Here is a 19,725-nt window from a genome sequence, read left to right as displayed (position 1 = left end):
AACGGCCTCCTTCAGTTAGACTTTTTCGTAAGGATGTACGGTATCAGGATAAATTTCAGTCGGATAATTTCCTGTAAAGCAGCCAAGGCATTGACCGCACGATGAGCCGTCTTCTTCTCTTCCAATCGCTGTAGTCATCCCATCCGTTGTCAGAAACGTCAGTGAATCGGCTCCAATTTCTTCACACATCTCATCTACACTCATCTTCGCCGCTATTAATTCACCCGAATTGGATGTATCAATGCCGTAGTAGCATGGGCTAATAATTGGTGGCGCACTGATTCGAACGTGAACTTCTTTTGCCCCCGCTTCACGAAGCATCGTCACGATTCGTCTGCTAGTTGTACCACGTACAATCGAATCATCGACAATAACAACACGCTTACCTTCAACAACTCCTCGAACAGGCGAAAGCTTCATTTTCACACCACGTTCTCTCAACTCTTGAGAAGGTTGAATAAAGGTTCTGCCAACATAGCGGTTTTTAATTAATCCCATTTCATATGGAATACCAGATTCTTCCGCATAGCCAATTGCTGCTGAAATACTTGAGTCCGGCACTCCGGTTACAATATCTGCCTCAATCGGGGCTTCTTTAGCGAGTTGCTTACCAAGCTTTTTACGTGCTGTGTGAACGTTAATATTCTCAATGTTACTATCCGGTCTAGAGAAATAAATGTATTCCATTGAGCAAATCGCACGTGAGATTGAAGACGAGAACCTCTCTGATTCAAGTCCGTTCTCACTAATAATCAAAAGCTCACCAGGCTGTACGTCACGAATATATTCCGCACCGATTAAATCAAACGCACACGTTTCTGAAGCAACAACGTAAGCCCCTTCTAAAATACCAAGTGATAGTGGTCTTAAGCCATGTGGATCTAGCGCCACCATCATTTCTTTCTCTGTCATCATAATAAAGGCATAAGCACCCTTCACCATTGTAAGAGCATTCTTAACCTTTTCACGCTGACTCAAGTAGCCGCTTCGTTTAATAAGATGAGCCAATACCTCTGTGTCTGATGTCGTCTGAAAAATGCTTCCTTGTCCTTCAAGCTGATGCTTAAGAGCATTCGCATTTACAAGGTTTCCGTTATGCGCAAGCGCAAGGCCACCGTTCTGAGAGCGGAAAACAAGAGGTTGAACATTCTCATACCCGCCTCCACCAGCTGTCGAATATCTCACGTGACCAATCGCACCATTGCCTTCAAGCTGATCAAGATCACCAGGTCCGAACACATCATTCACTAATCCAAGTCCTTTATGATTATAGAGGCGATCACCGTCAGTTGTGACAATGCCCGCTCCCTCCTGACCACGATGCTGTAAACTATGCAGTCCGTAATACGTTAGCGAAGCAGCATCAGGGTGACCCCAGATACCAAATACGCCACACTCTTCATTTAAGCCTTTGATTTCACCAAACATGGAATAGCTCCTTTCCAGGCTGCTTCAAGCTCTTGAACCGGAGCATCGAAGATATGTGTTTCATCTTCGTGCATAATCGTTAATACGCCAGTACCGGTTACTTCACCGATCAGCTTCGCTCCTGTACGCTGCTCAAATGCCTGCTGATGTTCCCCCTTGATGGTTACAAGAAAACGAGATTGTGTTTCACTGAAAAGATCTGTTGTCGTATCTCCGTCAATCCGTACATTAGCACCAAATTCTGTTCCAATGAGCGATTCCGCAAGTGCAACACTAAGTCCACCTTCTGCGAGGTCGTGAGCTGATTCAACAAGTCCATCTTGAATCGCTGTTAGAAGTTGGTTTTGACGTTCTTTTTCAATTTCAAGATTAAGTGTAGGAGCTTGACCTGAGATCTTACCATCAAGATACTTTTGAAGCTCACTACCGCCAAAATCTTCTCCCGTTTCACCTAGCATATATATTAAGTTTCCTTCTTCTTTAAAGGCTTGTGTTGTCACATGATCTAGATCGTGGACAAGGCCAACCATTCCAACAACCGGTGTTGGATAAACAGCGATGCCGTTTGTTTCATTATAAAGTGAGACATTCCCACCAATAACTGGTGAGTTCAGCATACGACACGCTTCACTCATTCCGTCTGTCGCTTTCTCAATTTGCCAGAAGATCTCTGGCTTCTCTGGGTTACCGAAGTTTAAGCAATCTGTAATCGCTAGTGGCTCGCCACCCGAGCAGACAATGTTACGCGCTGCTTCTGCAACTGCAATTTGACCGCCTAATTCAGGATCAAGATATAAATAACGGGAATTACAGTCCGTCGTCATCGCTAACCCTTTGTTCGTTCCACGCACTCGAACAACAGCCGCATCTGACCCAGGTGCCACAACTGTATTTGTTCGCACCATATAGTCGTACTGATCAAAAACCCATTCCTTACTTGAAATTGTCGGCTGACTTAACAAGGTATAGAGCATTTCCTTCGCGTCTTCCACATTTGGAATTGGCTTATGAAGCTGCTGATTTTCAATATAATATTCTGGGATACGAGATGGTTTGTGATAAACAGGTGCTTCCTCTGCTAATGCATCGACAGGAACGTCCGCAACGACTTCTCCTTTATGAAGGAGACGGAATCGCTTATCTTCCGTTACTACACCAACCTCTTTCGCTAAAAGACCCCAGCGATCTGTTATAGCTTTAATTTCATCTTCATGACCTTTTTTCACAACAACGAGCATACGCTCCTGAGATTCAGAAAGCATCATTTCGTATGGCGTCATTCCTTTTTCACGCTGTGGCACTTCATCAAGATTCATTTCAAGTCCCATGCCTGCCTTACTCGCCATTTCGGAAGCTGAAGACGTTAGTCCAGCTGCTCCCATATCTTGAATACCGACAAGTGACTCGCAGTGAACAAGTTCAAGGCATGCTTCAAGCAGAAGCTTTTCCATGAATGGATCACCAACTTGAACGGCAGGACGCTTTTCGTCAGAAGCATCTGTCAATTCTTCAGATGCGAAGGTTGCGCCGTGGATCCCGTCACGTCCCGTGCTCGCGCCAACGTACATGACCGTGTTCCCAGCTCCTGATGCGATCCCTTTCTGAATGTCTTTATGATCAATTAAGCCAACACACATCGCATTTACAAGAGGATTTCCATCGTAAGAAGAATCAAACTGAACTTCCCCACCAACTGTTGGAATACCAATGCAATTTCCGTATCCTGCAATTCCGGCTACAACTTCCTCAAAAAGATACTTCACTTTTGGATTGCTCAGCTCTCCGAAACGAAGCGAGTTAAGAAGGGCAATAGGACGTGCCCCCATCGAAAAGACATCACGGATAATGCCGCCAACTCCTGTTGCAGCACCTTGATACGGCTCGATAGCTGACGGGTGGTTATGGCTTTCAATCTTAAATACCACCGCCTGTTCATCACCTATATCAACGATTCCGGCTCCTTCACCAGGACCTTGAAGAACACGCTCACCCGTAACAGGGAATTTTTTTAACACTGGCTTTGAATTCTTGTAGCTACAGTGCTCCGACCACATAACAGAAAATAGCCCCGTCTCCGTATAGTTCGGTGTACGGCTGAGAATCGCTTCCACCATACCGAACTCGTCATCTGTTAAACCCATCTGACTATAGAGCTTTTGGTCTTTAATCATCTCAGGTGTTGGTTCATGCATGTGTGACATGGGATTCCCTCCAGTTACGTAGTATCGATTTAAATAGATTTAATCCATCTACACTTCCTAAAAGCTCATCTACAGCTCGTTCAGGGTGAGGCATCATCCCGAGGACATTGCCCTTTTCGTTTACGATTCCAGCTATATCTTCCACTGATCCGTTCGGATTATCCGCGTATGTGAAGGCAATACGATTTTCATTCTTCAGCATAGTAAGTGTTGTTTCGTCGCAATAGTAGTTACCTTCACCATGTGCGATTGGAATCGTTATTTCTTCTTCTTTTTCATAAGTTGAAGTGAACATTGTTTCATTGTTTTGAACGCGAAGTGTAACCGGTCGGCACATAAACTTCAAGTTCTTATTTCGTTTCATCGCTCCTGGTAACAGACCTGCTTCCAAGAGAATTTGGAATCCATTACAAACACCCAGAATTGGCTTCCCTGCTTCAGCTGCCTTCACGACCTCAGTCATAATCGGTGCAAAGCGTGCAATGGCACCACTTCGAAGGTAATCTCCGTAAGAAAAACCGCCTGGGAGAAGGATCGCATCATAGTTTGCTAGATTTTGCTCATCGTACCGGACATAAACCGCTTCTTCTCCAAGCTCATCTTTGATGGCGTGATACATATCCACATCGCAGTTAGAACCCGGGAACACAATCACCGCAAATTTCACTGTGCGACTCCCTCCTCGATTTCGTAGGTGTAGTCTTCAATAACCGTATTCGCAAGAAGCTTTTCGCAAATTTCTTTAATTCGCTGATCCAGGTTTTCCGTATCTTTCACTGTGAGTTCCATGTATTTCCCGATCCGTACGTCTTCCACTTCATGATACGAAAGACTGTGCAATGAATTCTTTACGGCACTTCCTTGTGGATCTAGAACACTTTCTTTTAACGTTACATAGACTTTTACTTTGTACATGATTCGGAGCCCCCCAGGCGAGTTAAAATTTGTTCGTACGCTTCTGTCAAATTTCCAATATCTCTTCGAAACACGTCTTTATCTAGTTTCTCATTCGTTTTACTATCCCATAAGCGGCAAGTATCTGGAGAGATTTCATCCGCCAACATAATCTTGCCTTCCGGTGTTACACCAAACTCTAATTTAAAATCAACGAGCTTCACGTCACGCTCAAGGAAGTATTCGCGTAATAGCGTATTGATCTTTAACGCGCGTTCTTTTAATTCTTGAACGGTTTCTTCTGTTGCAAGTTCAAGTTCTAACACATGATCAAGCGTAAGAAGAGGATCACCAAGGTCATCATTCTTGTAATAAAATTCAACGATCGGCTGTTTTAGTAACTTCCCTTCTTCCACACCCGTGCGTTTGGAAAAGCTCCCAGCTGCGATGTTTCGAACAACCACTTCGAGTGGAATGATCGAAACGCGTTTCACAAGCTGTTCAGTAGAAGAAAGCTTTTCAATAAAATGACTTTGGATTCCAGCACTTTTTAAATAATCAAAGAGCAGGCTTGTAATTTCATTGTTCAGGCGACCTTTGCCTGTAATTGTTGCTTTCTTCTCCCCGTTATAAGCGGTTGCTGAGTCTTTATACTCGACCCAGACAACCTCCGCTTCATCTGTTGCATAAATTCTCTTCGCTTTTCCTTCGTACAACAATGTTTGCTTTTCCATGGTGATCCCCTCCGATGCTTAATTAAAGTCCGAGACGTTCAAAAATCATATCCACCGGCTTTAGGTGGTAATTGTAGTCAAAGCAATCTTCAATTTCTGCTTCACTCAGCTGATCTGTAATCTTAGGGTCAGCTTCAACAAGCTCTCTAAATTGAATGCCTCTTTCCCAAGCATCCATTGCTTTTGGTTGAACAAGATCATAGGCAGCTTCACGTGCCATGCCTTTATCAATAAGAGAAAGAAGAACGCGCTGGCTGTAAATCAAGCCGTATGTTCTTGTCATGTTGCGCTTCATGTTCTCAGGGAAGACCGTTAGTTTCGAAACAATTCCTGCAAAACGATTCAGCATATAGTTGAGCGCAATCGTTGCATCCGGAAGAATAACGCGTTCTGCTGATGAGTGAGAAATATCACGTTCGTGCCAAAGAGCAACGTTCTCGTAAGCTGTCGTCATATAGCCACGAATCACACGCGCCATGCCAGTCATGTTTTCAGAACCAATCGGGTTACGCTTATGCGGCATTGCGGATGACCCTTTTTGTCCTTTTGCGAAAAACTCCTCTACTTCACGCGTTTCGCTCTTTTGTAGACCACGAATTTCAACAGCAAACTTTTCAATGGATGTTGCCACAAGTGCTAGAGCCGACATGTAATGAGCATGACGATCGCGCTGAAGCGTTTGGGTTGAAATCGGTGCTGGTTGTAAGCCAAGCTTTTCACAAACATACTGCTCGATAAATGGATCGATGTTGGCATATGTTCCAACTGCACCAGATAGTTTGCCGAAACGAACGTTATCTGAAGCTGTTTTGAATCGTTCAAGGTTACGCTTCATTTCTTCATACCATAGCGCCAATTTCAGACCAAATGTTGTTGGTTCTGCGTGAACACCGTGCGTTCTTCCCATCATGACCGTGTATTTATGTTCCTGCGCTTTAGCCTTTAGGACTTCAATGAACTTCTCAATGTCTTTAATCAGAAGGTCGTTCGCTTGATTCAACTGATAAGACAGTGCTGTATCAACGACATCCGTTGATGTTAAACCGTAGTGAACCCATTTCCGTTCTTCTCCAAGCGTTTCAGATACCGCTCTTGTGAATGCCACAACATCATGGCGCGTTTCCTCTTCAATTTCGTGAATGCGATCGACATTGAACCCGGCATTTTCACGGATCTTTTGTACATCTTCTTTTGGGATAATGCCAAGTTCTGCCCACGCTTCGCATGCTAGGATCTCGACTTCAAGCCACGCGTTATAGCGGTTTTCTTCTGTCCAAATGGCTCCCATCTCGGGGCGGGTATAACGTTCAATCATTGTAAGTCCTCCTGGTCTCTTGTCTTTACTGCCATAACTTCCATAAGTTCATTCGCTTAATTGCTTCTTCTGTTGAAGGTGCAAGAAAGTTAATGTGTCCCATCTTCCGATTAGGCTTTGCTTCGTCTTTCCCATATAAATGAAGCTTTGCATCACCGAGCTCTTCTATACTGTCCATTAGCGGTGTGATGTGCTGACCGAGCAAATTTCCCATGACAACCGGCTTTAGAAGTTCAGTGCTTCCAAGTGGTAGTCCACATATTGCTCGAATATGCTGTTCAAATTGCGAAGTCTCACATGCCTCCATCGTATAATGGCCAGAATTATGTGGTCGTGGTGCAAGCTCATTTACATAAATCTCATTATCTTTAAGAAACAGCTCAACTGCAAGTGTACCGACAAGCTGTAGGGTATTTGCAATCTTCTTTCCGACCTCATCCGCTTTCGTTATGACCGCTTCGTCTACTCGAGCTGGAACGATGGTTTGATGAAGAATGTTGTTCACATGAACGTTCTCACCTACAGGGAACGTCGTTGTTTCCCCAGTTACGCTGCGTGTCACAATCACTGACAATTCTTTTTGAAACGGTACCCAACTCTCCAGAATGCAAGGTACATTAGGAAAAGAGAGAGCTTCAACATCTTTTTCTGTTTTTAAAACCCACTGGCCTTTTCCATCGTAACCACCAGTACGTGTTTTAAGGACTGAAGGGAGACCGATCTTCTCGAGCGCACCCTTGAGATCTTGATGAGAATCGACTGCTTCAAAAGGTGCTACTTGAAGTCCCGACTTCTGAATCGCTGTCTTCTCAACATAGCGATCCTGCGTTACGCGAAGCAATTCTCCACCTTGAGGCATATACGCATTTTCTTCCAACCACTTTGCAGTATCGTGTGTAATATTTTCAAATTCATAAGTGATCACATCACTTAAATCAGCTAGCTTACGAGCGCCATCCAAATCATCATATCCACTAACCACTTCATGATCAGACACCTGGCCACAGGGAGAATCTTTTTTCGGTTCGAGAACGGCGATTTGATAGCCCATCTCTCGTGCCTTTAACGCCATCATTCTTCCTAATTGTCCACCGCCTAGAATCCCAATTGTACTACCGGGTAAAATGGTTTTCCTCATAAGCTGTCACTACTTTCGAGTACTGTTTCTTTCATCTGAATTCGATAGTCGCTAAGCTTCTTCTCGATCGTTTCATCAGCTGTACTTAGTATTTGCGCAGCAAGTAGCCCTGCATTTTTCGCTCCCGCTTTTCCAATCGCAACTGTCGCAACAGGCACGCCACCTGGCATTTGCACGATTGATAGAAGCGAATCTAATCCATTTAACGTCCGCGATTGTACAGGTACGCCGATGACTGGCAGTGTCGTTTTAGCAGCGACCATCCCTGGTAAATGAGCGGCACCACCTGCTCCCGCAATAATGACGTTCAAACCGCGTTCTCTTGCTGATTCTGCATATTCAAACATCAATTCCGGCGTTCTATGAGCCGAAACAACTTTTTTCTCAAATGGCACTTGAAGCTCCTCTAGTATGTCACAGGCATGCTTCATCGTATCCCAATCCGAAGTGCTCCCCATGATGACGCCAACTTTTGTGTTCATGCTATTCCTCCTTAAATGAAGGTGCTAATTAATCGAAATAGTGTGAAAATAACAGAAAAGCCCGAGATAGAATTCTTCTATTTACTTAGAAGAAGCTTCTACCTCGGGCGAAAACACATCCATCCTGTTCTGCGCATATGCAAAACACGACTTTCCCCCTCATAGTCCGACGATTCATGGTCGTCAGGTAGAAACTTATGGGCCTTATTCCCAAGATTATATGAGGTATCCTTTTTGCTCCTCTTACATAGTAACAAGAGCGACGTTCAACTGTCAACGAAAATCGAACGATGCGTTTTATATTTAGTCTAATGTTCGGTTTTTACTTTAACTTTCCTTCAAAAACAATTTTCTGACCGCATAGCTCAGGTTCTTTAGAACCCTTACCTTCTTTAAAGACTGGTTCTTCCCGGCGTCTTACGGGCATGTATCCTTCATCGTCCATTCGTTTTAAGCAGTCAGAAAGTGATTCATTTTCTTTAACTTCAAACTTCTTTTTCTTCGCTTTCTTTTCCATACATTACCTCCGAATTTTTCTAACCCAGAATCCACCCTGGAAGGTACGGGGCTCATAAGAGATAACGAAGGCTTTAGGATCAAGTTCCTCAATAGCCTGATAAAGCTTACGCTCCGATTTACGCGATGTTAGAACTTGCATGACAAGACGTTCTCCCTGACGCCCGTGCGCAAGATAATGTGTAACACCGTAACCGACATCTCTTAATTTATTGGGAATATCATCTTCTAGCTTTGTTGTGATGGCATTCACTGTAATATAACCAAGCGCAAGGTATTCTTCAATCTTCATCCCAACGATAATTCCTACACCAAAACCAAGGGCGTATGCAATAACGTTTTGAATTTGCCCTAGATTATCGAGGACGAGACCAAGCCCTACAACATATATCGCAATCTCAATTGTTCCTGTAACAGCTGCAAGGTATCGCTGACCTTTAAGTGTAAGTATCGTACGCATCGTGAGAAACGATACATAAAAGATATTAATAACAAAAATGGTCAAAACCATGCCAAGACCTGTATCCAGCATGTCCATCCTCCTTTTCCCTTATCGTTCAAACTCGAACTTTCCCTAGCATAACACGAGGAAACCTGAAACCGCATGCGATATTTATCGAATTAGACTAATAATTTTCGACTATTTTTTCCAAACTTCCCCTATATCTTTCCCATTCACTTCTCAAAAGGGTTTAAACCAGCAGTACGTTCTTTTAACATTCCACTTCTCGGTGCATATACTGGCAAAAAGCCCAGGAGGTGACCTCATGGGAGACCATTGGGGACAGATGTATGACTGGCGCAATAAAATGAATAAATTTATGGGAGATGATTTTTGGACGGATTTTCAGGATATGTTCGTATCAAATGGACCTCTTGTTAATCTCTATGAAGCTGGAAACGAACTCATCTGCACAGTTTATCTTCCTGGCATTAAGAAAATTGATGATGTTGACGTGTATATCCATTATCGGACACTTAAGGTAAAAGGCCAAACAGCGATGAACCTTAAAGGTTATCGTAATGTTCAGGAAGAATATAAGCACGGTCCCTTCGAACGCATCGTTGAGTTACCATTCCCCGTTCGTGAAAAACCGATTGATGCGAGTTACAGTAGGGGCATACTCTTAATTCATCTTCACCGACTTATTGAATCGAAGGAAGAGAAAAAACGATTAAAGATTAAAGACGTAGAATCAGATGAAACCTAAAAACAGAGACGATCGATAAGCGATATCGATCGTCTCTGTTTATTATGAATCACTTTATAAGAAGCTAAATAATCCATCAGTTATACCAATACGATAAATATAATAGAATCCAAACCCGACTGAGAGAATCCCAGTCACTTGAGTTAATCGATGGTTGAGCTTTAACTGCTTCCTCGTTGCGACGAACGGAAGTCCAAGAATGGTTGTAAACCCGAGCATACCAACACATGTCCCTACACCAAACACTAGTATATAGATAGCTCCTTGAAACATCGTTTCAACCGTACTCATCGTTAACAAAATCATCGCGGCACTTCCAGCTAATCCATGGATAAACCCGATCACTCCAGACTGTACGTATGTATGGTTTCCTTTCAATCCTGTACTTTCCGTTTTTGTACGTAAGGCTTTTATCCCTAGAAATACGAGCATAAATCCAACAATCATCTCAAGCAACATCGCCCATGTATCTGTTATCGTCGTATTGAAGAGAAATAGAAGGATTCCTACTAGGAAAAGCGTGGTGGTATGTCCAATCCCCCAATACACTCCAGCTAATGAAGATTTCCACAAACTACGCGTTTTACTCGCAATGGTCGATACGGCTATTACATGATCTGGTTCAATAGCATGTTTGATTCCAAGTAGAAATCCAATAACTAAAATTGATAATAAACTAGCGTCCATTTTTTCCTCCTGTATACACTACTTCCGCCAGGATATCGCACTCCTCTTGTAAATGGTGTTATGAATAAACGTTTCGATAGCAGCAAAAACCGTCTCAATATGTGCCGTTCGCTTCGCAAGAATTCGGAAACAGCACCCCGGAACCTGCAACAACGATATTCCGAAATGAGTATCACCGAACGAAGCAAGGTACTCTCTTAACTTCTCTATCCACTCTCCTGTTACGTTCGGATGAATAAAGTACAATGAACCGATATGGGTGTTCCCCTCTAACTGAAGCAACCTCTTCATATCTTCTTCAGGCTTCAACCGTAAATGATCATATACTTTGAGATTCTTATTCTGATAGATTTTCACCTTAGAGGTTACACACTCATAAGGAAAGAGGACGCCATCCTTTGACCATCCCGGCGTTACAATGTCTGTCAAAAAGAAAACAGCACTTTCATCCATGTGTACTTCTGTTTCCTGCGTAAAGCGAGCATCTCGATAAGCAATGAGCGGATCCAGCTTCATATGTAATTCACTATGCTCTTCTAATTTATAGAACGCTTTTTGTATAACTTGCTTATTTGGTGTTTTGTAAACCTTAGTGGAAGCCTGCGTTGTAACAGCTAACCGAGCCTTCTCCTTCACAAGAATTTCCGTATAATACGTGTCACCGTCTACATATCCTCCACCTACATGAATCATTTGCAACAGAGGAAGTCCTTCCTCATTGTAAGTAGGGCGTGAAATCTTAAAAACACCGTTATAGTAAGCATCCGAAAGCACGGATTTCCCATATCGATCAGATGCTTCTAACTTCAGATAACCTGTATATGTCACTGCTCAAGTCCTACAAAAAACGCCTGCTCCTTAATCCACTGTACAACATCACTAACGCCAGTTTCATCCTTTAAGTTAGTAAAGAAAAATGGACGATCTCCTCTTGATTTCAACGTATCCTCTCGCATGATATCAAGATTGGCGCCAACATAAGGAGCAAGATCCGTTTTATTAATAATAAATAAATCCGACTTAATCATCCCCTGACCGCCTTTACGGGGGATTTTCTCTCCCTGCGCCACATCTATAATATAAATCGAAAAATCAACAAGCTCAGGACTGAAAGTTGCAGCTAGATTATCGCCACCACTTTCAACAAAAATAAGATCAAGATCTTCATGACGTTCATTCAATTCATCAATAGCAGCAAAGTTCATCGATGCATCTTCTCGAATCGCCGTATGCGGACATCCTCCTGTTTCTACGCCGATGATGCGGTCAGAAGGCAAAATCCCGTTCTTATTCAAAAACATCGCATCTTCCTTCGTATAAATATCATTTGTGATGACAGCCATACTAAATTCGTTATTCATCGCTCTTGTTAAGCGATCCACTAATAGTGTTTTGCCAGCGCCAACTGGTCCGCCAATTCCTATTCGTATGGGTTCACTCATTTTTCAATCATCCTTTCTTCATTAACTCATAAATAGACGAACATTGATCGCCTCATGCTTCATTTGTGCAATTTCAAGGCCAGGAGCGCCAATTCCAAAGTCCCTGTCTTCAAGAGACATAATCTGCTTCACACAATCTGTTAAAAGTGGCTGAATTGAAACTAGAATTTGCTGTCCTTCTGTTTGACCAAGCGGGACGCCTCGAACCGCGTTTTGAACGAGTGACGAAGCAGTTGCAAATCCGTAGCATGAAACCGCACTTTCAACATCAATACCAAGGTGATAACATACAATCGCAAATACCAGTGCCCCATGGCCGTACACCTTTTTCTCCTTCATTGCATCCATATACTGATTAAATATCGCGTTCGGATAAAGGGTGGAAACTACCTTAACTAAGCGATTACCAATTCTTCTGTTCCCTTCTCGGGTCTCCCTAGCCATCCCCAACGCATACAATGATTGATCCAGCTCCCATAGACGATTCGTGTCATCCACTTCTAAGGCTTCATACGCAAACCGACAGGCAAGTCCATCCGTATAAACTAGCTGATTCATTAGAAAAAGCTCAAGAACATGTTGAAATGAAGAAGAGTCATGAATTGTGCCATTTGTAATATATGTTTCTATTCCAAACGAATGCGAAAAGGCCCCTGAGGGAAACTGCGAATCACTTAGTTGAAGGATCGGAAAGAGCGCATTAGTCATGCCCAATGTATTTAAAAGCTTCTTTCATTTTTCGTTTTTCAATCACATGAGAAATATTTAGTTCTGTTAACAACTGAATAACTAGATAATCATGTTGCACAATCATCTCATCTCCTTCAAATTGTGCTGGCAAATGGCGATTGCCTAGCATATGAGCGACTTCTCCCATTTGTTTCAAAGAATTAGGATAAATGACGATCACTTCATCTTCCATCACACTGACAATAATCATATTGTCATCCGCACGATACAGAATATCACCATCGACTAAATCTTTCGGCTTAGAAAGTTTAATCCCAAGCTCTTTTCCGTGATCGGTCTTTACTCGCTGAATTCGTTTCACAAGTTCATCACTTCGAAGATAAACTCTTTCTACATGCGGTAGCGTATCCTTTTCGTCACGAATGTTTCCTTTTATCTCACTAATGATCATCTGTTTACCACCTCAAAATAAAAAGTATCTTTGTGCAAGCGGTACGCTCGTTGCCGGTTCGCACGTAACTAGCTCACCATCCACCACGACTTCATACGTTTGTGGATCCACCTGAATATCAGGAGTCTCACCGTTGTACTTCATGTCTTTCTTTTTTAGCTTACGAATATTCTGAACAGGACGAATGATTTTCTGCAGCGAAAGCTGGTTATGAACACCTTTTTCAATAGCCGATTGTGATAAAAAGGTAATCGAGGTTCTAAATTTCGCTTTCCCGTATCGGCCAAACATCGGCCTATAGAGAGCTGGTTGAGGAGTAGGAATTGATGCATTCGGATCCCCCATTACACTCCAAGCAATCATCCCACCTTTAACGATCTGTTCGGGCTTTACTCCGAAAAAACCAGGTTTCCATAGAACAAAGTCCGCTAGTTTCCCTACTTCTATGGACCCCACCTCGTCTGATATACCATGGGCAATGGCCGGATTTATCGTGTATTTCGAAATATAACGTTTCACCCGCTCATTATCGTTTTCTGAACCCTTTGGTAATGCCCCACGTTGCTTTTTCATTTTATCCGCCGTTTGCCACGTTCTTGAAATCACTTCTCCAACTCGTCCCATTGCCTGTGAATCTGAACTAATAATGCTGAAAACACCCATATCATGCAAAATATCTTCTGCAGCAATGGTTTCTTTTCGAATCCTTGAGTCAGCGAATGCCACATCCTCCGGTACGGAAGAATCAAGATGATGGCAAACCATCAACATATCAAGATGCTCCGCAATTGTATTTGTTGTAAATGGTCTAGTAGGATTCGTCGAGGATGGAAGGATATGCTCATAAGAAGCGGCCTTAATAATATCCGGGGCATGCCCCCCGCCTGCGCCTTCTGTATGGTAAGTATGAATGACGCGGCCATCAATTGCGTTTAAGGTATCTTCTACAAAACCACCCTCATTTAATGTATCGGTATGAATCGCGACCTGAATATCATATTCATCCGCCACGGTTAATGCCGTGTCAATGGAAGCAGCAGTCGTTCCCCAGTCCTCATGAAGCTTCAAGCCTATCGCACCCGCTTCTATTTGTTCGCGTAAAGCTTCTTCACCTGAGGCATTCCCTTTGCCCAAAAACCCAAGATTAACAGGGAAAGCTTCTGCTGCCTCAAGCATCCGGTGAATGTTCCACTCCCCTGGAGTACAAGTTGTCGCATTTGTCCCAGTCGCTGGACCTGTCCCTCCTCCAAGCATCGTCGTAATTCCAGACTCGATCGCGGTATCGATTAATTGTGGACATATAAAATGTATATGAGAATCAATTCCACCTGCTGTTACGATCATTCCTTCTGCGGCAATAACCTCTGTAGAAGCACCAATCACTATATCAATGCTGTCCATCAAATAAGGGTTACCTGCCTTTCCAATTGAAGCAATACGACCATCCTTCACACCGATATCCGCTTTATAGATCCCCGTATAATCAATGATCAACGCATTCGTTACAACAAGGTCTACAGATTCGCCTCTCGTAGCAAGTGGATGTTGACCCATTCCATCGCGAATCACCTTGCCTCCACCAAATTTCACTTCATCACCATAAGAGGTTTCATCTCGTTCTACTTCAACAAACAATTCTGTATCTGCTAACCGAACTTGATCCCCAACCGTCGGACCAAACATATCAGAATAGGTTTTTCTTGAAAGTTCAAAACTCATTGATCTACCTCTCTATCTAACGAACCGTTTGTTTTATTATTTAGTCCAAACACCTTTCGATCACCAGAAAACGCGACTAGCGTGACTTCTTTAGCGTCACCTGGTTCAAAGCGGACAGCAGTACCTGCAGCAATATTTAAATGCATCCCAAAAGCAAGGTCACGTTCAAACTTTAAAGCTTCATTTACCTCATAGAAATGAAAATGAGATCCAATTTGCACTGGTCGATCGCCAATATTGGTTACTTCAATTTCGATTGATTCTTTCCCAACATTACAACTAACAGAAGAAGATCTTAACTTATATTCACCTGGAATCAATGCTCAGAACCCCTTTCATATAATTGGATCGTGAACGGTTACTAATTTTGTTCCATCTTGAAAAGTAGCTTCTACCTGAATATCTGTGACCATTTCTGGGACACCTTCCATTACATCTTCTCTTGCTAAAATCGTTCTTCCATACTGCATCAATTCTGCGACGCTCTTCCCATCTCTCGCCCCTTCAAGTACTTCATATGTAATAATCGCAATAGCTTCTGGATAATTTAGCTTTAAGCCTCGAGCCTGTCTTCTTCTCGCCAAATCTGCCGCCACAACGATCATCAATTTTTCTTGTTCTCTCGCCATTAGCTTCAATGAAAGTTCTCCTCCCGCACATAGAAACCGAAAATTAAGATAATTCATATTATACATAAAATAGTAAGTTAAAAAATATGTTTAGATTATTTTTATATTGAAGTCTTATTTTAAGTTAAGCATTCCTTCTACCTAAAATCCTTAACATATAAGGTTTTGGTAACGCATACAATTTTTATGTTCTATATGAATCCATTTAAAAATAATATGTTAGATTAACTGACAATCAGCAAGATCAACAAAAAAAGAAGAAGCAATTCGCTTCTCCCATCATCCTACTTATGAAATATTACTCGCTAAATTTTCAAGTATTAATTTAGTTTTATGGAGATGCAGGACTTTTAATACGGGGATGGTGAATGAATCAGGTGAATAACTTAGAAATTAATGGTAATTCCGCGATATTTTATATAATTCCGCGAAAATCAGATTTATTCCGCGCTTTTCCATGATAATTCCGCGAATTTGAGATTAATTCCGCGAACGTAAAAACCATACAAAAAAAGCGAGAAACCCTCAGGTCTCTCGCCTTTCATCTTGTGCCCAGCGACGTCCTACTCTTGCAGGAGGAGATCCTCCAACTACCATCGGCGCTCGAGCTTAACTTCCGTGTTCTCATACGGGGCGCGATAAGCGGCGAACTTCTTCGTCAGCTGCGCGATGCCAGATCCTCATGGATCTCTCGAATATCCACTCCGGTCTGACATCACTTGCTTCCTCGAATTTCTTGCTTCTCCCACCCCTACGAAGCTTTCGAAGAAGTCTTTGATTGTCTTTCCTGCAGCTTTTTTCTCTTACGAGCTTACTACACTTTTTGAATACAAAAAAGCGAGAGACCTGAGGGTCTCTCGCTTCTCTTATGTTGCCCAGCGACGTCCTACTCTTGCAGGGGGAGATCCCCCAACTACCATCGGCGCTGAAGAGCTTAACTTCCGTGTTCGGCATGGGAACGGGTGTGACCTCTTCGCCATCATCACTAGACGATTCAGGTGTTCCCTGAAAACTAGATAGCACGCACAACTTTCCAATATGTCCAGCTACGTAAGCCAAATCCTCGATCGTTTCACCTTTTGATTCTGACTCAAAAGCCTCCAACGCTTGTCGGATTTAAACGGCTTACTTCGCTTTTCGTTTTTAGGTTAAGCCCTCGATCGATTAGTATTCGTCAGCTCCACGTGTTGCCACGCTTCCACCCCGAACCTATCTACCTCATCATCTCTAAGGGATCTTACCAGCTTAATGCTGTGGGAAATCTCATCTCGAGGGGGGCTTCATGCTTAGATGCTTTCAGCACTTATCCCTTCCACACGTAGCTACCCAGCTATGCTCCTGGCGGAACAACTGGTACACCAGCGGTGTGTCCATCCCGGTCCTCTCGTACTAAGGACAGCTCCTCTCAAATTTCCTGCGCCCGCGACGGATAGGGACCGAACTGTCTCACGACGTTCTGAACCCAGCTCGCGTACCGCTTTAATGGGCGAACAGCCCAACCCTTGGGACCTACTTCAGCCCCAGGATGCGATGAGCCGACATCGAGGTGCCAAACCTCCCCGTCGATGTGGACTCTTGGGGGAGATAAGCCTGTTATCCCCAGGGTAGCTTTTATCCGTTGAGCGATGGCCCTTCCATGCGGAACCACCGGATCACTAAGCCCGACTTTCGTCCCTGCTCGACTTGTAGGTCTCGCAGTCAAGCTCCCTTGTGCCTTTACACTCTGCGAATGATTTCCAACCATTCTGAGGGAACCTTTGGGCGCCTCCGTTACACTTTAGGAGGCGACCGCCCCAGTCAAACTGCCCACCTGACACTGTCTCCGCACCGGATCACGGTGCTGGGTTAGAATGTCAGTACAGCCAGGGTAGTATCCCACCGACGCCTCCATCGAACCTGGCGGTCCGACTTCTATGGCTCCTACCTATCCTGTACAAGCTGTACCAAAATCCAATATCAGGCTACAGTAAAGCTCCATGGGGTCTTTCCGTCCTGTCGCGGGTAACCTGCATCTTCACAGGTACTATAATTTCACCGGGTCTCTCGTTGAGACAGTATCCAAGTCGTTGCACCTTTCGTGCGGGTCGGAACTTACCCGACAAGGAATTTCGCTACCTTAGGACCGTTATAGTTACGGCCGCCGTTTACTGGGGCTTCGATTCAGAGCTTCTCCCGTAAGGGATAACCCCTCCTCTTAACCTTCCAGCACCGGGCAGGTGTCAGCCCCTATACTTCGCCTTACGGCTTTGCAGAGACCTGTGTTTTTGCTAAACAGTCGCTTGGATCTTTTCACTGCGGCTCCCCTGGGCTATAAACCCGAGGAAGCACCCCTTCTCCCGAAGTTACGGGGTCATTTTGCCGAGTTCCTTAACGAGAGTTCTCCCGATCGTCTTAGGATTCTCTCCTCGCCTACCTGTGTCGGTTTGCGGTACGGGCACCTTTTTCCTCACTAGAGGCTTTTCTTGGCAGCGTAGAATCAAGGACTTCGGTACTAAATTTCCCTCGCCATCACGACTCAGCCTTCATGGTGAACGGATTTGCCTATTCACCAGCCTAATCGCTTGGACGCGCATTTCCAGCAGCGCGCTCTCCCTATCTTTCTGCGTCCCCCCGTCGTTCAAACGGAAAGGAGGTGGTACAGGAATATCAACCTGTTATCCATCGCCTACGCCTTTCGGCCTCGGCTTAGGTCCCGACTAACCCTGAGCGGACGAGCCTTCCTCAGGAAACCTTGGGCTTTCGACGGACAAGATTCTCACTTGTCTTTCGCTACTCATACCGGCATTCTCACTTCTAAGCGCTCCACCAGTCCTTTCGGTCTGACTTCACAGCCCTTAGAACGCTCTCCTACCATTGTCGTAAGACAATCCACAGCTTCGGTGATACGTTTAGCCCCGGTACATTTTCGGCGCAGCGTCACTCGACCAGTGAGCTATTACGCACTCTTTAAATGATGGCTGCTTCTAAGCCAACATCCTGGTTGTCTAAGCAACGCCACATCCTTTTCCACTTAACGTATACTTTGGGACCTTAGCTGGTGGTCTGGGCTGTTTCCCTCTCGACTACGGATCTTATCACTCGCAGTCTGACTCCCGCGGATAAATCGTTGGCATTCGGAGTTTGACTGGATTCGGTAATCCGGTAAGGACCCCTAGTCCAATCAGTGCTCTACCTCCAAGATTCTTGCCGCGAGGCTAGCCCTAAAGCTATTTCGGAGAGAACCAGCTATCTCCAGGTTCGATTGGCATTTCACCGCTACCCACACCTCATCCCCGCATTTTTCAACATGCGTGGGTTCGGGCCTCCATTCAGTGTTACCTGAACTTCACCCTGGACATGGGTAGATCACCTGGTTTCGGGTCTACGACCACGTACTATTTCGCCCTATTCAGACTCGCTTTCGCTGCGGCTCCGCCTTCTCAGCTTAACCTTGCACGGGATCGTAACTCGCCGGTTCATTCTACAAAAGGCACGCTGTCACCCATTAACGGGCTCCAACTAGTTGTAGGCACACGGTTTCAGGTTCTTTTTCACTCCCCTTCCGGGGTGCTTTTCACCTTTCCCTCACGGTACTGGTTCACTATCGGTCACTAGAGAGTATTTAGCCTTGGGAGATGGTCCTCCCGGATTCCGACGGGGTTTCACGTGTCCCGCCGTACTCAGGATCCGTCTCGGAGGGCATCGGATTTTGACTACAGGATTGTTACCTTCTCTGATGGACCTTTCCAGGTCGCTTCGTCTATCCGTGCCTTTGTAACTCCAAAGAGACGTCCTACAACCCCAGAGGGCAAGCCCTCTGGTTTGGGCTGATTCCGTTTCGCTCGCCGCTACTCAGGAAATCGCGTTTGCTTTCTCTTCCTCCGGGTAATGAGATGTTTCAGTTCCCCGGGTCTGCCTTCCATTCCCTATGTATTCAGAAATGGATACCATCCTATTAAAGATGGTGGGTTCCCCCATTCGGAAATCTCCGGATCAAAGCGTACTTACAGCTCCCCGAAGCATATCGGTGTTCGTCCCGTCCTTCTTAGGCTTCTAGTGCCAAGGCATCCACCGTGCGCCCTTAGTAGCTTAACCTTCGATTTGTTAGGCATTACTGCCATAACGCATCAGTTATTACTAAGTTATTGCATAAAAAATAATTATTGGATGTCGTTGTTTGTGCTATCTAGTTTTCAAGGAACAAGGCTA

Annotated in this window: 19 protein-coding genes, 2 rRNA genes and 1 riboswitch; of the genes, 1 reads left to right on the top strand and 20 read right to left on the bottom strand. The window is 44.3% G+C overall.

Features of this window, described 5'->3' with window-relative positions:
* Positions 1–15: 15 nt before the first annotated feature.
* The 10 genes from purF to AC0VYO_RS01645 form a co-directional block, all read right to left on the bottom strand.
* Positions 16–1,428, bottom strand: a complete 1,413-nt coding sequence (purF, locus tag AC0VYO_RS01690) for an amidophosphoribosyltransferase (RefSeq protein WP_475366384.1) — start codon at positions 1,426–1,428, stop codon at positions 16–18.
* A complete protein-coding gene (purL, locus tag AC0VYO_RS01685; protein WP_475368311.1) occupies positions 1,404–3,629 on the bottom strand; it encodes a phosphoribosylformylglycinamidine synthase subunit PurL in 2,226 nt (741 codons plus the stop codon). Before purL ends, purF begins: the two co-directional genes overlap by 25 nt.
* Complete coding sequence (gene purQ, locus AC0VYO_RS01680; RefSeq protein ID WP_475368310.1) at positions 3,613–4,296, bottom strand: phosphoribosylformylglycinamidine synthase subunit PurQ; 684 nt, start codon at positions 4,294–4,296, stop codon at positions 3,613–3,615. Before purQ ends, purL begins: the two co-directional genes overlap by 17 nt.
* A complete protein-coding gene (purS, locus tag AC0VYO_RS01675; protein ID WP_098446125.1) occupies positions 4,293–4,544 on the bottom strand; it encodes a phosphoribosylformylglycinamidine synthase subunit PurS in 252 nt (83 codons plus the stop codon). The genes purQ and purS overlap by 4 nt, the downstream gene beginning before the upstream one ends.
* Entirely contained in the window at positions 4,532–5,257 is a 726-nt protein-coding gene (gene purC / locus AC0VYO_RS01670) for a phosphoribosylaminoimidazolesuccinocarboxamide synthase (protein WP_194222439.1), read from the bottom strand. The genes purS and purC overlap by 13 nt, the downstream gene beginning before the upstream one ends.
* Before the next feature lie 22 nt (positions 5,258–5,279).
* Positions 5,280–6,572: an adenylosuccinate lyase gene (gene purB, locus AC0VYO_RS01665; protein WP_194222440.1), complete on the bottom strand. Its 1,293-nt coding sequence runs from the start codon at positions 6,570–6,572 to the stop codon at positions 5,280–5,282.
* Between the two features lie 25 nt (positions 6,573–6,597).
* The gene (gene purK, locus AC0VYO_RS01660; RefSeq protein ID WP_475368309.1) at positions 6,598–7,710 is read right to left on the bottom strand and encodes a 5-(carboxyamino)imidazole ribonucleotide synthase; all 1,113 of its coding nucleotides are present in this window, start codon (positions 7,708–7,710) and stop codon (positions 6,598–6,600) included.
* Entirely contained in the window at positions 7,707–8,192 is a 486-nt protein-coding gene (gene purE / locus AC0VYO_RS01655) for a 5-(carboxyamino)imidazole ribonucleotide mutase (protein ID WP_475368308.1), read from the bottom strand. The genes purK and purE overlap by 4 nt, the downstream gene beginning before the upstream one ends.
* A gap of 142 nt (positions 8,193–8,334) precedes the next feature.
* A riboswitch (purine riboswitch) is annotated at positions 8,335–8,436 on the bottom strand.
* A 78-nt stretch (positions 8,437–8,514) separates the two neighbouring features.
* A complete protein-coding gene (locus AC0VYO_RS01650) occupies positions 8,515–8,709 on the bottom strand; it encodes an NETI motif-containing protein (protein WP_303533645.1) in 195 nt (64 codons plus the stop codon).
* Between the two features lie 3 nt (positions 8,710–8,712).
* Entirely contained in the window at positions 8,713–9,240 is a 528-nt protein-coding gene (locus tag AC0VYO_RS01645; RefSeq protein WP_194222444.1) for a DUF2179 domain-containing protein, read from the bottom strand.
* A gap of 235 nt (positions 9,241–9,475) precedes the next feature.
* Here AC0VYO_RS01645 and AC0VYO_RS01640 point away from each other — a divergent pair, with 235 nt between their 5' ends.
* Positions 9,476–9,919: an Hsp20/alpha crystallin family protein gene (locus AC0VYO_RS01640; protein ID WP_194222445.1), complete on the top strand. Its 444-nt coding sequence runs from the start codon at positions 9,476–9,478 to the stop codon at positions 9,917–9,919.
* 54 nt (positions 9,920–9,973) lie between these two features.
* On the opposite strand, the gene AC0VYO_RS01635 is transcribed toward AC0VYO_RS01640, so the two are convergent.
* From AC0VYO_RS01635 to AC0VYO_RS01590, 10 genes are all read right to left on the bottom strand, one after another.
* Positions 9,974–10,606, bottom strand: a complete 633-nt coding sequence (locus AC0VYO_RS01635) for a HoxN/HupN/NixA family nickel/cobalt transporter (protein ID WP_475366378.1) — start codon at positions 10,604–10,606, stop codon at positions 9,974–9,976.
* Positions 10,607–10,624: 18 nt separating this feature from the next.
* On the bottom strand, positions 10,625–11,434 hold the full coding sequence (locus AC0VYO_RS01630; protein ID WP_430242444.1) for an urease accessory protein UreD: 810 nt from the start codon (positions 11,432–11,434) through the stop codon (positions 10,625–10,627).
* Positions 11,431–12,048: an urease accessory protein UreG gene (gene ureG, locus AC0VYO_RS01625; protein WP_194222448.1), complete on the bottom strand. Its 618-nt coding sequence runs from the start codon at positions 12,046–12,048 to the stop codon at positions 11,431–11,433. Before ureG ends, AC0VYO_RS01630 begins: the two co-directional genes overlap by 4 nt.
* A 21-nt stretch (positions 12,049–12,069) precedes the next feature.
* Entirely contained in the window at positions 12,070–12,756 is a 687-nt protein-coding gene (locus tag AC0VYO_RS01620) for an urease accessory protein UreF (protein WP_475368307.1), read from the bottom strand.
* Positions 12,749–13,189 carry an urease accessory protein UreE gene (locus tag AC0VYO_RS01615; protein WP_194222450.1) on the bottom strand — a complete coding sequence of 147 codons (441 nt, stop codon included), beginning with the start codon at positions 13,187–13,189 and terminating at the stop codon, positions 12,749–12,751. Before AC0VYO_RS01615 ends, AC0VYO_RS01620 begins: the two co-directional genes overlap by 8 nt.
* A gap of 12 nt (positions 13,190–13,201) precedes the next feature.
* On the bottom strand, positions 13,202–14,908 hold the full coding sequence (gene ureC, locus AC0VYO_RS01610) for an urease subunit alpha (RefSeq protein WP_475368306.1): 1,707 nt from the start codon (positions 14,906–14,908) through the stop codon (positions 13,202–13,204).
* Positions 14,905–15,228 carry an urease subunit beta gene (locus AC0VYO_RS01605; protein WP_430242440.1) on the bottom strand — a complete coding sequence of 108 codons (324 nt, stop codon included), beginning with the start codon at positions 15,226–15,228 and terminating at the stop codon, positions 14,905–14,907. Before AC0VYO_RS01605 ends, ureC begins: the two co-directional genes overlap by 4 nt.
* A gap of 15 nt (positions 15,229–15,243) precedes the next feature.
* On the bottom strand, positions 15,244–15,546 hold the full coding sequence (locus tag AC0VYO_RS01600) for an urease subunit gamma (protein WP_475366375.1): 303 nt from the start codon (positions 15,544–15,546) through the stop codon (positions 15,244–15,246).
* Between the two features lie 864 nt (positions 15,547–16,410).
* Positions 16,411–16,527, bottom strand: a 5S ribosomal RNA gene (gene rrf / locus AC0VYO_RS01595).
* Between the two features lie 154 nt (positions 16,528–16,681).
* Positions 16,682–19,611: ribosomal RNA gene (locus tag AC0VYO_RS01590) — 23S ribosomal RNA — on the bottom strand.
* Positions 19,612–19,725 lie beyond the last annotated feature (114 nt).

This window comes from Anaerobacillus sp. 63XJN7_4_ISO-PGPR-S23-413, assembly GCF_056173725.1.
The sequence above is the reverse complement of the archived record's forward strand: the minus strand, read 5'-3'. Positions and strand labels throughout refer to the sequence as shown.